Below are 14399 nucleotides of genomic sequence, written 5' to 3' on the forward strand. Positions count from 1 at the left end.
TTTTTTGCCAAAAAGACGGTTTTTGAATACAATCAAGCAGATAACAAGAGAATGATACGGGATAACATCTCAGAAACCGGCAATGTGCCTGCAATCGGCAGGGAATGCCTTCTGAAACGGAAGTTTTTATAATGAATTTTTTACTCCGGCTCGCAGCAGTTTGGACTTCGGTCGCCATGCTTGCGAGCGTCAATTTTTCTTACGCCGATGATTTGGAAAACCTGATTACCACCCGTCAGCGTGTTTTAAACCAATTCAACGACAACGCCAACGTTTACGGCAATACGCGTCAGGCAACACCTGTCCATCCCACCAATACCTATCCTGCTGCAAGCAACAATACGCGCGCACCTTCGGGCAATGCAGATGAGTTAATCGGCAGCGCCATGGGCTTGCTCGGCGTGGCCTACCGCTACGGCGGCACATCAGCCTCTACCGGCTTTGACTGCAGCGGCTTCATGCAACACATCTTTAAACGCGCCATGGGCGTAAACCTGCCGCGCACCTCTGCCGAACAGGCGCAAATGGGCGTTGCCGTGAACCGTTCCGAGTTGCAGCCGGGCGACATGGTCTTTTTCCGCACCATGGGTCGCGGCCGTATTTCCCACGTCGGCCTTTACATCGGCAACAACAATTTCATTCACGCGCCGAGAACGGGCAAACGTATCGAAATTACCAGCCTCGGCCACAAATATTGGAACGGAAAATACGCCTTTGCCCGCCGCGTGAAGAAAAACGACCCATCCCGTTTCTTGAATTGAGGTGCACGATGGCGATGCCGCAAATGCCCAAATGGTATGACGACGACGGTCAGATTGTTTCCTGCACCGAAAAAGTCAAAGTCATGACCGAAAACTTGAACGAACTGTACCAAATAGCGCAGGACGCCTTTGAAGACGCCCTGCTGATGGGTTGCTCCGAAAAACAGTTGCGCGAATACTTCCGCGACTTAATGGCCGGGCTGGAAAACCCTTATCAAAAAAACGGTTAGTTATTCAATCCATACAAAAAAAGGCCGTCTGAAAGTTTCTCAGACGGCCTTTTTTTATCGGGCATATCCCCTACCCTATTGCTAACATTCCACCACGCGCACGGATACAGGTATGGCTTTTTTCTGCAAGGTAATGGCCAAGCCTGCGAGCGAGGTTTCTTTATAGGTTGCCTTCATATCGCGGCCGGTTTGCAACATGGTTTGAATCACTTCATCAAGTGAGACTTTTTTGTCTATGCCATCTTCCAAAAGCGCGAGGGTGGCGAGCTTGAGGGCTTTTTCGGCGGCGATGCCGTTGCGCTCGATACAGGGGATTTGCACCAAGCCGCCGACAGGGTCGCAGGTCAAGCCCAAGTGGTGTTCCATCGCCATTTCGGCGGCGTTTTCCACTTGTTTCGGGGTACCGCCGATAACTTCGGCGTATGCACCTGCTGCCATAGAACATGCCACGCCGACTTCGCCTTGGCAACCAACGTCCGCACCGGAAATCGACGCATTGGTTTTGTACAAAATACCGATGGCGCCGGCAGTCAGCAGGAAGTCCTCTACACGCGATTGGTTGGCGTGCGGATTAAATTTGCGGAAATAGTGTAAGACGGCAGGAATAATGCCTGCCGCGCCGTTGGTCGGTGCGGTTACGACGCGGCCGCCAGCGGCGTTTTCTTCATTGACCGCCATGGCGTACACCATCGGCCAAAGTTGGGTATTGACGATTTCGCTCTCGCGTAGGACTTTGAGTTTAGCTGCCAACTGCGGCGCGCGGCGGCGCACATTCAAGCCGCCCGGCAATTGCCCTTCCGCACCCAAGCCGCGCTTGATGCAGTTTTCCATCACATCGGCCACGGCAGCCACACGGCGGCGCACTTCCACTTCATCGCAACCTGCCAACGCTGCTTCATTGGCCAACACGACTTCGGAAATATTCAACTGGTTCAGACGGCATTGTGCCAGCAACTCATCACAGTTTTTGTATGGATACGGCACATCGGCATTTTCCTGCGCCTCTTGTGCAAACCCTTCGTCTGTAACGACAAAACCGCCGCCGACCGAATAATAGATCTGCTCTTTCAGCTTCAGGCCGTCTGAATGGTAGGCGATAAAGTTCAAACCGTTCGGATGTTTGGGCAACACTTTGTCGCCGCGGATATCCAAATCTTTTTCAGGATTGAAGGCCATTTCACGGCCGTTGAGTTTTAAAACGTGCTGCGTGCGGATACGTTCCAAGCGTTGAGGGATGTCCGCAAGCGGGATATCGTGCGGCAGGCTGCCTTCCAAACCGAGCAATAATGCGTCGAATGTGCCGTGTCCGATACCGGTCAAAGCAAGTGAACCGTACACTTCAATGACAATGCGCGCCACTTGTGTATCCAAGTTTTCGGCATTCAGCAAATCAGCAAAAGCGGCCGCGGCCTTCATCGGGCCGACGGTGTGCGAGCTGGACGGGCCGATGCCGATTTTGAAAATATCAAAGATGCTGATCATAATTTTCCTATTATTGTGTGTGCGGGCTGTGTTTTTCAGACGGCCTTAAGGCCTAAAGAGGAATCTTGTGCGCCGCTTGCCAATGCAAGTACCAAATGTCCGACAGTCATCAAAGGATCACCTGCTTCCGGCGAGGTGTATTTCAGCATCAGCGGTTTTTTACGCAAGGGTTCGTAATGGCTGACTTTACAATGCGGGTCTTCCAAACTTGTAGAACCGGCGCGGTATCTGTATGCCAACAGCCGTAAATCGTTCAAGTCCATCTTCATGCCGTTGTCCAGCAATTCGCGCAACTGGTTTTCCCAGGCAATATCGTTGCTTCCGTCTTTAATGGCAATCAAGATGGACTTTTCGAGGATTTTTTTGATGTGCTGGTTCAAGGAGCGGATTGGGAAATGCCCCAGCCACAACAAATCGGTCTCCGCAAATTGGGCGGAAAACTGCTCGATAAACCAGGAATGTAAACCTCGATAATCCGGCGAATGAAACAGGGTTGATTTAACCTTGTTGCCATCTTTATCCAACATGTAATGGCAGCCGATAATCACGCTGCAAGATTCGGCAGCCCATCTAGGAATAATGACTTTGGGGGTAAAGAGCGTTTCGAGGCGTTGCTCGGTAAATTGAGTGGTGAAATCGGGATTGTATTGCAACGATGTCGGCAAATAGCCGCGCCAAAGGTACATGCCGATCCTGTTTTCGCCGATGACATCCAAAAGTTGTTCCAGCATGATACGGCTAGGACATGAAATAAATTCGTCCGCATCCAGCGGAAAAACGAAATCTATCGCTTCATCTTTTGCTACAAGCTGCTTCATAAGCAGGTTTACCAATTGCTCTTGATTGTACTTGAGCGCTTGATATTGATAGATAAATATCGGCAAACCTTCTTCTTTCAATTGAATCAGGATTTCCCTTGTTCCATCGCTGCTGCCGTGATCGATGATGTGCATTTCATCCATCAGCTCGAGATTATGACGGACAAACGATTCGATAACGTCGTTTTCGTTGCGCACCATGCTGATGCTGATTAGTTTTTTTCCCATAAATTATGCAATGTATTGATAGGTTTTAATCATTTTTCAGACGGCCTTAATCCAGCCGGCAATGCGTTTTTCAATCGCTTCGGCACTCAAACCCAAGTCGTCCAGCAGTTTTTTCGGGTCGCCGTGTTCGGTAACTTTGTCTTCTACACCCAACAGCAACACCGGTTTGCAGATGCCGTGTTTCGCCAACACTTCCAACACCGCGCTGCCTGCGCCGCCTTGTTCGGCATTCTCTTCAGCGGTAACGATGTAGTCATGGCTTCGGGCAAGACGGACGATCAGTTCTTCATCTATCGGTTTGACAAAGCGCATGTCGGCAACGGTCGCGTTCAGCTTGTCGGCGGCGGTCAATGATGGGGCAACCATGCTGCCAAAGGCGATAATGGCAATTTTCTCGCCTTCGCGACGGATGATGCCTTTACCGATTTCAACGGTTTCCAGGCCGTCTGAAACGGTTGCGCCCGTGCCTGTACCGCGCGGATAACGGACGGCAGACGGCGAATTTGCCTGATAGCAGGTTGAGAGCAGCAGGCGGCATTCGTTTTCGTCGCTTGGTGCGGCAATAATCATATTCGGCACGCAACGCAAAAAGCTCAAGTCGTACAAACCGGCATGGGTCGGGCCGTCTGCACCGACAATACCTGCACGGTCGATGGCGAACAAAACAGGTAGGTTTTGCAAAGCAACGTCATGTACCAACTGGTCGTAAGCGCGTTGCAGGAAAGTGGAGTAAATCGCCACGACGGGCTTGATGCCTTCACATGCCAAACCGCCGGCAAAGGTAACGGCGTGTTGCTCGGCGATGCCGACGTCGAAATAGCGGTCGGGGAATCGCTGTTCAAACTCAACCAAGCCGCTGCCCTCGCGCATGGCAGGCGTGATGGCAACCAAACGCTCGTCAGCCGCCGCTTGGTCGCACAGCCATTGGCCGAAAACTTGCGTATAAGTCGGTTTAGCCGCGGCAGGTTTGACTTCCGGCGCAGGCACTTCGCTCGGCAGCTTGGAGACAGCATGGTATTTGACAGGGTCGTTTTCGGCGAATTTGTAGCCGTTGCCTTTTTTGGTGATGACGTGCAGCAACTGAGGGCCTTTGCGGCCGCGCAAGTCTTTTAATACGTCCACCAGATTTTCAACGTTGTGGCCGTCCACCGGGCCGGTGTAACGGAAACCGAAGTTTTCAAACAAAGACAGCGACTGTTTGGCATGTTCCGCTTCGCCTGCCAAGGTTTTGATTTTGTTTTCGACTTTTTGGGCAAGCTCCATCGCTCCGGGCAATTTATCTAATACTTTGCTCGATTGGGCTTTGATGGTGCTCAATAGGCCGTGCATATCGCGCACGACGTTGCTGGCAAGATATTTCGGCAGCGCGCCGACATTGGGGGAAATCGACATTTCGTTGTCGTTGAGGATAACCAGCAAATCGACATCCATATCGCCTGCGCAGTTCAGGGCTTCAAACGCCTGACCCGCCGTCATGGCGCCGTCGCCGATGATAGCGACGCTGCGGCGGTTATTGCCCAACTGTTTGTCCGCAACGGCCATGCCCAAAGCCGCGCCTATGGATGTGGAAGAATGCCCCACGCCGAACGCGTCGTATTCCGACTCGCTGCGTTTTGGGAAACCCGCCAAACCGCCGTATTGGCGCATGGTGTGCATTTGATTTTTGCGGCCGGTGAGGATTTTGTGCGGATAGCTTTGATGGCCGACATCCCAGACCAAATGGTCTTCTGGCGTGTCGTACACATAATGCAGCGCCACCGTCAGCTCGACCGCGCCCAAGTTACTGGCGAAATGGCCGCCCGTCTTACCGACGGAATCCAACAGAAATTCGCGCAATTCGGCGGCGACTTGCGGCAGCTGTTTTTTCTCCAGACAGCGCAAATCCTGAGGCGTATCGATAATATCGAGCAAAGGGCTTGGGTTCATGATTTTTGGCGGTGATTTTTTGTGTAACGGACGATTATATCAAGAGATTGCACAACTTGTTACAAATGCTTTCAGACGGCCCGAACCTTTATCCTTTATAATACTGCCAACTGAAAACACAAGGCCGTCTGAAATGACCCAAAACGCAAACAACCTCTGCTGGCTCGATATGGAAATGACCGGCCTCAACCCGGAACACGACCGCATTATCGAAGTCGCCATGATCATTACCGATTCCGATTTGAACGTACTGGCACAATCGGACGTTTACGTCATCCATCAAAGCGACGAGTTGCTCGACGGCATGGACGAGTGGAACACCGCCACCCACGGCCGCACCGGTCTGACCCAACGCGTGCGCGAATCCAAACTGACCGAAGCTGAAGTCGAGCAAAACCTGTTGGACTTCATGTCCGCATGGATACCCGAGAAATCCACGCCCATGTGCGGCAACTCCATCCATCAAGACCGCCGCTTCATGGTCAAATACATGCCGCGTTTGGAAGCCTATTTCCACTACCGCAACTTAGACGTATCCACGCTGAAAGAATTGGCCAAACGCTGGAATCCGGCCGTTGCCAAAAGCGTGGTCAAACGCGGTTCGCACAAGGCATTGGACGACATCCTCGAAAGCATCGAAGAAATGCGCCATTATCGCGAGCATTTCCTCAAACTCCCTTCCGAACAATAATCCCAAGGCCGTCTGAAACCGGTTTGACACCGTTCAGACGGCCTGATCGGCTTCCTTCATCTCATGAAAATCACCAAAATCTTTACCTTCGATTCCTCGCACATGCTCGACGGGCATGACGGCAAATGCCAAAATCTGCACGGCCACACCTACAAACTCGAAATCACCGTCTCCGCGCCCGTTATCCAAGGCGGTGCAAAAGACGGCATGGTGATGGACTTTACCGACCTGAAAGCCATCGTCAAACAACACATTACCGACCCGTTCGACCATGCCTTCATCTATCACGGCAACAACGAACGCGAAAGCCAAATCGCCGCGCTTTTGGAAGGCTGGAACATGAAAACCCTGCGCCTGCCCTGCCGCACCACCGCCGAAAACATGAGCGTAGAAATGTACGGCCGTCTGAAAAACGCCGGTGTCAAAGTATGCAGCGTAAAATTATGGGAAACGCCGACTTCGTGTGCGGAATATGAAGGGGAATAAACCGTCGCCCTGTATTTTTCAGACGGCCTGTTCCCCCAACACACCCATCCGCTAAACATCAAAAGGAATCCTCATGAAACTCCTCTCCACCCTCCTCGTCCTCTTCGTCGCTGTCGAACATTTCTACATCGCCTGGCTCGAAATGACGCAAATCCCAAGCGAAAAAGCAGCAGAGCTGTTCAACATGCCTTACGAATTTATGGAACAAAAGCGCGTGCAAACCCTGTTTTCCAACCAAGGCCTGTACAACGGCTTCCTCGCCATCGGCTTGGTATGGGCGCGCTTTGCCGCACCCGACAACGCCGTTTACGGCGCGACCATCCTGTTCCTCGGCTTCGTCCTCATCGCCGCCGCATGGGGCGCGTTTTCATCCGGCAACAAAGGCATTTTGTTCAAACAAGGCTTGCCGGCATTTTTGGCCGCCGCAGCCGTCATTGCCGCTTAAGCACACCCAGCCATTCTTTCCTATTGAACTGACAGAAAGAATGGCTGCCTCAACCGATTTCTCAAAACGCTTCACCACAACGATTCAATCCCACACACCCGACATTCATGACCATTCACATCACGCCGAACAATCCCCAATACCGCATTGTCGAAATCTTTGAAAGCCTGCAAGGCGAAGGCTGGAACACAGGCATGCCCGCCGTTTTCATCCGTTTGGGTAAATGCAATCTCGCATGCAGCTGGTGCGATACCGACTACCTCAAATTCGGCATGATGAGCCTGTCCGATATTTTAGGCCGTCTGAAAACCTACACGGCGCGCAACATCATCATTACCGGCGGCGAACCTACCATCCAACCGCATTTGGATACCCTGCTCAATGCACTCAAAGCCGAAGGCTATTTCCTGTGTATCGAAACCAACGGCCTCAACCCCGCACCGCCGCAAATCGACTACGTTGCCACCAGCCCTAAAGCCTGCTACGCCGCCAAATATGAATCCGGCTGCATCGAAAAAGCCGACGAAGTGCGCATTGTTGCCGACGGCGATGTCATTGCGTTTTGCCAAGAGATGGAACGCAAAATCCGCGCCCAACATTACTACCTCTCGCCTTGCGAGCAAGACGGTGTGATGAATATCTACGACACCATCCGCCAAATCGGCGTATTAAACAGCCGACCCGACGCCCCCGTCCATTGGCAATTGAGCGTACAAACGCATAAATGGGCAGGAATAGAATAATTCGTTTGAAATCAATTAAAAACAAAACCTTTACAAAATATTGAATGTAAATACCATTCGATATTCGACCAAATGCACTACTGGCAAAGCTCTCAGGCCGTCTGAAAACCCAATTTCAGACGGCCTTTTTTGTTACAAACCTCTTGACCGATTACATAAGATTACGTAAAGTGTGCAACAGTTTTCATAAATTGGTAAAACCAATTTACCTGATAACTGGTTGCATCTAAAAAAGTGGCAATCTTTATTCGAAAAACATCTATTACTCAACACATCGCATCAAACCGCCATTGATTGACGGTTATGGTGCCCGTTGCCCCGAGGATATTCCTATGGCTCTCTTTCTCAGTATTTTTCCCATCGTGCTGCTGATTTGGCTGATGGTTAAGAAAAACAGTATGCCGTCCTATGTCGCGCTACCGATTACCGCCGCGCTGATTTATGCCATCAAACTGTTTTATTTCGGCGACAATGCCATGTTGCTCAACGCAACGGCAGCGTCCGGCCTCGTCTCTACCCTGACCCCGATTACCGTGATTTTCGGTGCCATTATGTTCAACCGCATGATGGAAACCACCGGCTGTATCGACGTCATCCGCAAATGGCTGGCTACCATCAGCCCGAATCCGATTGCCCAGTTGATGATCATCGGCTGGTCTTTCGCCTTTATGATTGAAGGCGCATCCGGTTTCGGTACGCCTGCCGCCATTGCCGCGCCAATCCTGATGAGCTTGGGCTTCAACCCGTTAAAAGTAGCCATCTTCACTTTGGTCATGAACTCCGTACCCGTGTCCTTCGGTGCAGTAGGTACCCCGACTTGGTTCGGCTTCGCGCCTTTGGGCTTGGATCAAAAGAGCATTATGGAAATCGGTATGCAAACCGGCGTAATGCACTTCTTTGCTGGTTTCATCATCCCTGTGATCGGCTTGAGCTTCATCGTACCTTGGGCTGAAATCCGCAAAAACTTGGGCTTTATCGGTATCGCCGTATTCTCCTGTACCCTTCCTTACGTTGCATTGGCAATGGTCAATGAAGAATTCCCATCTCTGGTTGCCGGCGCAATCGGCCTGATGGTTTCCGTATTCGCAGCAAACCGCGGCTGGGGCTTGAGCAAAGATTACGCCAAAGACCCGAATGCAGAAAAAGTACCTTTCGCACAAGTTGCCAAAGCACTGGCTCCTTTGGGTATGCTGATCGGCATGCTGGTGGTCACCCGCATCAAACAGCTGGGCATCAAAGGCCTGCTGACCAGCAAAGAAGAATGGTTCAGCTTCCAACTGCCGTTTGATTTGTCCAAAATCACCGTCAGCGACTCCCTGACCATCACCTTCGGCAACATCTTCGGCCAAGGCGTCAACGCTTCCTACCAAACCCTCTACGTTCCGGCTTGGATTCCGTTTGTCTTCACCGTTTGGATTTGCATCCTGCTGTACAAAACCAAATTCAAAGACGCATGGTCTTTCTACGCTGCAACCTTCAACCAAACCAAAAAACCTCTGCTTGCCCTGATGGGTGCGCTGATTATGGTTCAACTGATGATGGTTGGCGGCGACGACTCCATGGTGAAAATCATCGGTAAAGAATTTGCCAATATGGCCGGCGAACACTGGGTGTACTTCTCCCCATACTTGGGTGCAATCGGTGCATTCTTCTCAGGCTCCAACACTGTATCCAACCTGACCTTTGGTCCGATTCAACAACAAATCGCGCTTGATACCGGCCTGTCCGTTACCCTCATCCTCGCCCTGCAATCCGTTGGCGGCGCAATGGGCAACATGGTCTGCATCAACAACATCATCGCCGTGTGCAGCGTGTTGAACGTAAACAACGCCGAAGGCGCCATCATCAAGAAAACTGTGATCCCGATGAGCATCTATGGCATCATCGCTGTGACTATCGCTTCAATTTTCTTCTTGTAAACAGCTTCATATCAAAGGCCGTCTGAATATTCAGACGGCCTTTTGTGTATTCTTTCGCTATATTTCTTAAAGAATCATTAATGTATATATTCCGCAACAACCCGCATCACCACTTTGCAACACCAAATTACGAACAACTTTCTATTAATAAACAATCGGGTAAGCATAAGTAAACACTGTTTTGCAATTTACCTAATTGCCACTACCGACAAAACGCCTAAAATACGCTTCATCTGCAAACGGAAACCCTTTCTCACTTTGCAAGATAACACACAACCCTCATATGGAGCTTAGATCATGAAATTACTTTCTGTTATCACTGCAGCCGCATTGGCTACTGTTTCCTTCTCTGCTGCCGCTGCGCCTGCCGGCTTCGTTTCTTACCGTTGTGACGGCGGCAAATCACTGAACGTGATGTACGGTTTCGACCGCAGCGGTCGCGCAGTTACTGCCGACGTAAACGCCGGTGGTAAAAAAGCCTCTTTGGTTGTCGACAAAAAACGTTCTGACAGCACTGGCACTACTTTCACCAACCGTAAAGGCTATGTAATGTCTGCCGGTTTCATCGACAAAAACACCCACACTACTTCTGAAGTAGTTGGCGTGAACGCCCCTAACGGCTCATTCCTGGTGAAAAACTGCGAACCACGTCCACGTTAATCCCAGTTTTCCTATTTAACCGAATCATCCCGGTTTGATAGAAAGGCCGTCTGAAAAACAATTTTCAGACGGCCTTTTGATTCAATCCTATAAAAAAGAGCGTGTACCATACACGCTCTTTTTGTTTGTTCACACACCAATTAAATACGCATCGGCATTACGATGTATTTGAAATTCGGATTGTTCGGCACGGTAAATAATGTTGAACGGTTGGCATCGCCAAAGGCAAGCTGCATATCATCGGAGTGGATGTTACGCAACACATCCATCAGGTAGCCGATGTTGAAACCGACTTCGAGTTCTCCGCCTTGATAAGCGATTTCCAACTCTTCGCGCGCTTCTTCCTGCTCGTTGTTGCTACATACGACACTCAGCAAACCAGGCTGCAGGAACAGCCGCGCACCGCGGAATTTTTCATTGGCAAGAATGGCGGCACGTTCAAGCGCACCCAAAAGCTGGGTACGCGATACGAGGAAAATCTTGTCATTATCCAAAGGAATCACGCGGTTAAAGTCAGGGAATTTGCCGTCGATGACTTTGCTGACAATGGTCGTGCCATTGCATTGGAAGCGTACTTGATTGTCCAAAAGCTCAACGGTGATGGACTCGGATGGATTGTTCAACAGCTTGAAGAGTTCCAATACCGTTTTACGCGGCAGGATCACTTCCGTTTTCGGCAGTTCTGCTTCAATTTGGCTGGCCGCATAAGCAAGGCGGTGGCCGTCGGTTGCAACAAGGCGCAGCTGGTTTCCTTCAACCTGCATCAGCAAGCCGTTGAGGTAATAGCGGATATCTTGAACTGCCATGCTGTATTGCACTTGCGAAAGCATGGTTTTGAAGGTTTCTTGAGTCAGCGAGAAAGTCGCGCTGACGTCGCTGCCGACGTTCATCAACGGAAAGTCTTCAGCCGGCAGGGTTTGCAGGGCAAAACGGGATTTGCCCGCGCGCAAAGTCAAACGGTTGTCCGCCCAATCCAGTGACACCAACGCACTGTCAGGCAGGGCGCGCAAAATGTCTTGGAATTTTTTAGCGTTGGTCGTAATGCGGAAATCGCCTGCCTGACTTTCAGGGCCGGCGGTATTGATTTGGATTTCCAAGTCGGTTGCCAAAAGTTTGGTTTGTCCGTCTTTGCTTTCCAGCAACACATTGGACAAAATCGGCAGAGTATGGCGACGTTCGACAATACCGGTAACGGCTTGCAACGGCTTGAGCAGACTGTCGCGATCGGCTTGTAAAATCAGCATGTTCCATTCCTTTGAATTTGAAATCGGTTGATTTGGGTATTTTAAAATATTTTTTGTATTCAGACGGCCTCACATTGACATCAGGCCGTCTGAATATTGCATTGGGTCAGTTCTGAATCAAAATCAGCAGTTTTTCGTAGTCTTGTGCCAATTCGGGATCTTCTTCACGCAGTTTCGCCACCGCTTTGACACCGTGCATCACGGTCGTGTGGTCGCGGCCGCCAAAGGCATCGCCGATAGAAGGCAGGCTGAGCGTGGTCAGCTCTTTGGTCAGGCTCATGGCAACTTGGCGCGGACGGGCAATGTTGCGCGTACGTTTTTTGCCTAATATATCGCTGATTTTAATACGGTAGTATTTGGCTGTCGCATCGATGATGATGTCTGCGGTAATGACTTTGTGTTTTTCGGCAATAATATCCTGTAAAGCCGTACGCGCCAAATCCATGTCGATGACAGGACGATTCATAAAACGGCTGCTGGCGCTGACACGGTTGAACGCACCTTCCAGCTCACGCACATTGGAGCGGATCAGATTGGCGATAAACAGAGCGGCTTCGTCTTCGATACTGATACCGGCTGCTTCTGCCTTTTTCTGCAAAATCGCCACGCGCATTTCCAATTCGGGCGGTTCAAGTTCCAACGTCAAACCCCATGAGAAACGGGATTTGAGACGGTCGTCCATGCCCTCGATTTTGGCAGGCAATACGTCGCACGTCAGAATCAGCTGTTTTTTCTCGTTGTGGAAATGGTTGTACAGATAGAAGAATTCTTCCATCGTGCGGTCTTTGCCTTTGATGAACTGAATATCGTCGATAATCAGCAGGTCATATTGTTTGTATTGTTGCTTGAATACATCGTAAGTATTGTTGCGCACAGCCTTCATAAAGCTGCGGATATAGTCGTCCGAGTGCATATAGCGCACTTTGGCATCAGGACGGTTTTTCAACAATTCGTTGCCGATGGCCTGCACCAAGTGGGTTTTACCCAAACCAGTACTGCCGTATAAGAAAAACGGGTTGTAGCCCTGCCCCGGATTTTCAGCAATCGCTTGGGCGGCTGCGGCGGCAAGGCGGTTGCCCTTACCTTCCACCAAAGTTTCAAATGTATAGTCGCGCGACAGATTGGTCTGTTCGTAGCGCGCTTCTTCCGCATCGTGTTGTGCGTCGGTTTTGGCTTTGGCAACTGCTTTAGACTCAGCCGGAGCGGCAGTTTGCACTTGAGGCTCATGCGGCAGGTTTTTCATGCGTTGTGCCAAAATCTCGGCAGCCGTCATGGCAGTGGCAGGCTTGGAAACCGTTTCAGACGGCCTATCTTCTTCCATTGGCGCAGCAGTTTGCAAAGGCATTTGAACAGGCTCTACAAATTCTTCAACTTCAATGACTTCTTGCACTTGCACCGGCGCAACAGTCTGAGCCGCCATTTCATAATGCGTACCTACGCCCGGCTTAAACGCGAAAGCAGCCTGCTGAGGCACCAATTCGGCACGCACGGCGTCAATTTTGGCGGCAAACTGGCTTTTGAGCATATTGCAGGCAAATTGGTTTTTACCATACACCACCCATACGCCGTTTTCTTCGCTCACGGTCAAAGGCGCAATCCATTGCGCAAACTGCCCGGCAGGCAACATTTCGTGAAGGCGGCAAAGGCACAGCGGCCAAAATTCAGCTAACGTCATGAGATTAAGCTCGGAAAATGGAAGATTTGGGAAATACAAGAAGGCAGAGCAGACAGGCAATCCGATAAAAATCAAATTCTTACGATACTCCCGCTGCTTTCAGACGGCCTTGCGCACAGAGAAAAGCAAGGTTGGGCGATTATACCCATTCTGCTCTTTTTTATCCACAACCGCCGCAAAATTTTATCCACAAATTCTATCAATGCATAAAACCCGTTGTCACACTTTGGCCAACGAAAAGTTTTTATATTGATTGACAAAAGCGGCAAATTGGAGTGTAATTCACGGTTTAATTATCTACCAATTTTTAGGAAACATCATGAAACGCACTTATCAACCTTCCGTTACCAAACGCAAACGCACCCACGGCTTCTTGGTTCGCTCCAAAACTCGTGGTGGTCGCGCAGTATTGGCTGCCCGTCGCGCCAAAGGCCGCAAACGCTTGGCTGTATAATTTTGAATTACGGCTTCTCAAAGCAGTATCGCTTATTAAAAACGGATGATTTTTCATCCGTTTTTGCGTTGAAAAACCGACGCAGCCGCGATTTGCTGCAAGTCTCCCAGTCCGCAGACAACGCGCTCGGCCATCCGCGCCTTGGTTTGGTCGTCAGCAAAAAGACCGCCAAACGCGCCCATGACCGCAATTATATGAAGCGCGTCATCCGCGACTGGTTCAGGCTGAATCAACACCAGCTGCCGCCGCATGATTTTGTTGTGCGCGTGCGTCAGGCGTTTAATCGGGAAACTGCCCCGGAAGCTCGAAACCAACTTGCCCAGCTGATGAAAAAACGCTGATGAATACCCTGCTTTCCAAGCTCCTCCTTGCACTCATCCGCTTTTACCAATACTGCATCAGCCCCCTCATTCCGCCGCGCTGCCGCTATACCCCGACCTGTTCACAATACGCAGTCGAAGCCGTCAAAAAATACGGCGCATTCAAAGGCGGATGGCTGGCAATCAAACGCATCGCACGATGCCATCCTTTCGGCGGACACGGACATGACCCTGTTCCATAATGCTGCTGTCAACCATTTAAAGAACACGATTTCCTTTAATTTCCCGTCGGTTTCTATATAATGCCGTCTGAAGCA

Annotated in this window: 16 protein-coding genes; 11 read left to right on the plus strand and 5 right to left on the minus strand. The window is 50.5% G+C overall.

Annotation, left to right across the window (positions count from 1 at the left end):
* The first annotated feature begins 131 nt into the window (after nt 1-131).
* Both HMPREF2696_RS01060 and HMPREF2696_RS01065 read left to right on the plus strand, forming a co-directional pair.
* On the plus strand, nt 132-761 hold the full coding sequence (locus tag HMPREF2696_RS01060) for a C40 family peptidase (protein WP_039862067.1): 630 nt from the start codon (nt 132-134) through the stop codon (nt 759-761).
* A gap of 8 nt (nt 762-769) precedes the next feature.
* The gene (locus tag HMPREF2696_RS01065; RefSeq protein WP_004519529.1) at nt 770-991 is read left to right on the plus strand and encodes a hypothetical protein; all 222 of its coding nucleotides are present in this window, start codon (nt 770-772) and stop codon (nt 989-991) included.
* 81 nt (nt 992-1072) lie between these two features.
* On the opposite strand, the gene HMPREF2696_RS01070 is transcribed toward HMPREF2696_RS01065, so the two are convergent.
* From HMPREF2696_RS01070 to dxs, 3 genes are read right to left on the minus strand one after another with little or no spacing between them, the layout of a single operon-like run.
* Nucleotides 1073-2473 (minus strand): L-serine ammonia-lyase, encoded by a 1401-nt coding sequence (locus HMPREF2696_RS01070; protein ID WP_004520399.1) that lies wholly within the window; start codon nt 2471-2473, stop codon nt 1073-1075.
* Between the two features lie 35 nt (nt 2474-2508).
* Nucleotides 2509-3519 (minus strand): glycosyltransferase family 2 protein, encoded by a 1011-nt coding sequence (locus HMPREF2696_RS01075; protein ID WP_004520400.1) that lies wholly within the window; start codon nt 3517-3519, stop codon nt 2509-2511.
* 36 nt (nt 3520-3555) lie between these two features.
* Nucleotides 3556-5445: a 1-deoxy-D-xylulose-5-phosphate synthase gene (gene dxs / locus HMPREF2696_RS01080; protein ID WP_004520402.1), complete on the minus strand. Its 1890-nt coding sequence runs from the start codon at nt 5443-5445 to the stop codon at nt 3556-3558.
* 133 nt (nt 5446-5578) lie between these two features.
* On the opposite strand from dxs, the gene orn reads away from it, so the two are divergent.
* The 6 genes from orn (at nt 5579) to HMPREF2696_RS01110 (ending at nt 10389) form a co-directional block, all read left to right on the plus strand.
* Nucleotides 5579-6136, plus strand: a complete 558-nt coding sequence (gene orn, locus HMPREF2696_RS01085) for an oligoribonuclease (RefSeq protein WP_039862353.1) — start codon at nt 5579-5581, stop codon at nt 6134-6136.
* Between the two features lie 63 nt (nt 6137-6199).
* Complete coding sequence (gene queD, locus HMPREF2696_RS01090) at nt 6200-6622, plus strand: 6-carboxytetrahydropterin synthase QueD (RefSeq protein ID WP_003748900.1); 423 nt, start codon at nt 6200-6202, stop codon at nt 6620-6622.
* A 73-nt stretch (nt 6623-6695) separates the two neighbouring features.
* On the plus strand, nt 6696-7067 hold the full coding sequence (locus HMPREF2696_RS01095; protein ID WP_003748902.1) for a DUF1304 domain-containing protein: 372 nt from the start codon (nt 6696-6698) through the stop codon (nt 7065-7067).
* A gap of 107 nt (nt 7068-7174) precedes the next feature.
* Nucleotides 7175-7810, plus strand: coding sequence for a 7-carboxy-7-deazaguanine synthase QueE (locus tag HMPREF2696_RS01100; protein WP_004520405.1), 636 nt, complete (start codon nt 7175-7177; stop codon nt 7808-7810).
* Nucleotides 7811-8142: 332 nt separating this feature from the next.
* Nucleotides 8143-9729, plus strand: a complete 1587-nt coding sequence (locus HMPREF2696_RS01105) for an L-lactate permease (protein ID WP_070587511.1) — start codon at nt 8143-8145, stop codon at nt 9727-9729.
* A 297-nt stretch (nt 9730-10026) separates the two neighbouring features.
* A complete protein-coding gene (locus HMPREF2696_RS01110; RefSeq protein WP_004520408.1) occupies nt 10027-10389 on the plus strand; it encodes an ACP-like domain-containing protein in 363 nt (120 codons plus the stop codon).
* 140 nt (nt 10390-10529) lie between these two features.
* Here HMPREF2696_RS01110 and dnaN read toward each other — a convergent pair whose 3' ends face one another.
* Nucleotides 10530-11633 carry a DNA polymerase III subunit beta gene (dnaN, locus tag HMPREF2696_RS01115; RefSeq protein ID WP_004520410.1) on the minus strand — a complete coding sequence of 368 codons (1104 nt, stop codon included), beginning with the start codon at nt 11631-11633 and terminating at the stop codon, nt 10530-10532.
* Nucleotides 11634-11739: 106 nt separating this feature from the next.
* Nucleotides 11740-13308 carry a chromosomal replication initiator protein DnaA gene (gene dnaA, locus HMPREF2696_RS01120; RefSeq protein ID WP_049343534.1) on the minus strand — a complete coding sequence of 523 codons (1569 nt, stop codon included), beginning with the start codon at nt 13306-13308 and terminating at the stop codon, nt 11740-11742.
* A 319-nt stretch (nt 13309-13627) separates the two neighbouring features.
* Here dnaA and rpmH point away from each other — a divergent pair, with 319 nt between their 5' ends.
* The 3 genes from rpmH to yidD are packed head-to-tail and all read left to right on the plus strand — an operon-like array spanning nt 13628 to nt 14324.
* Nucleotides 13628-13762 (plus strand): 50S ribosomal protein L34, encoded by a 135-nt coding sequence (gene rpmH / locus HMPREF2696_RS01125; protein WP_002214728.1) that lies wholly within the window; start codon nt 13628-13630, stop codon nt 13760-13762.
* A gap of 2 nt (nt 13763-13764) precedes the next feature.
* A complete protein-coding gene (gene rnpA, locus HMPREF2696_RS01130; protein WP_049343532.1) occupies nt 13765-14103 on the plus strand; it encodes a ribonuclease P protein component in 339 nt (112 codons plus the stop codon).
* A complete protein-coding gene (gene yidD, locus HMPREF2696_RS01135; protein WP_003682178.1) occupies nt 14103-14324 on the plus strand; it encodes a membrane protein insertion efficiency factor YidD in 222 nt (73 codons plus the stop codon). The genes rnpA and yidD overlap by 1 nt, the downstream gene beginning before the upstream one ends.
* Nucleotides 14325-14399 lie beyond the last annotated feature (75 nt).

This window comes from Neisseria sp. HMSC058F07, assembly GCF_001810035.1.
Lineage (GTDB): Bacteria > Pseudomonadota > Gammaproteobacteria > Burkholderiales > Neisseriaceae > Neisseria > Neisseria perflava.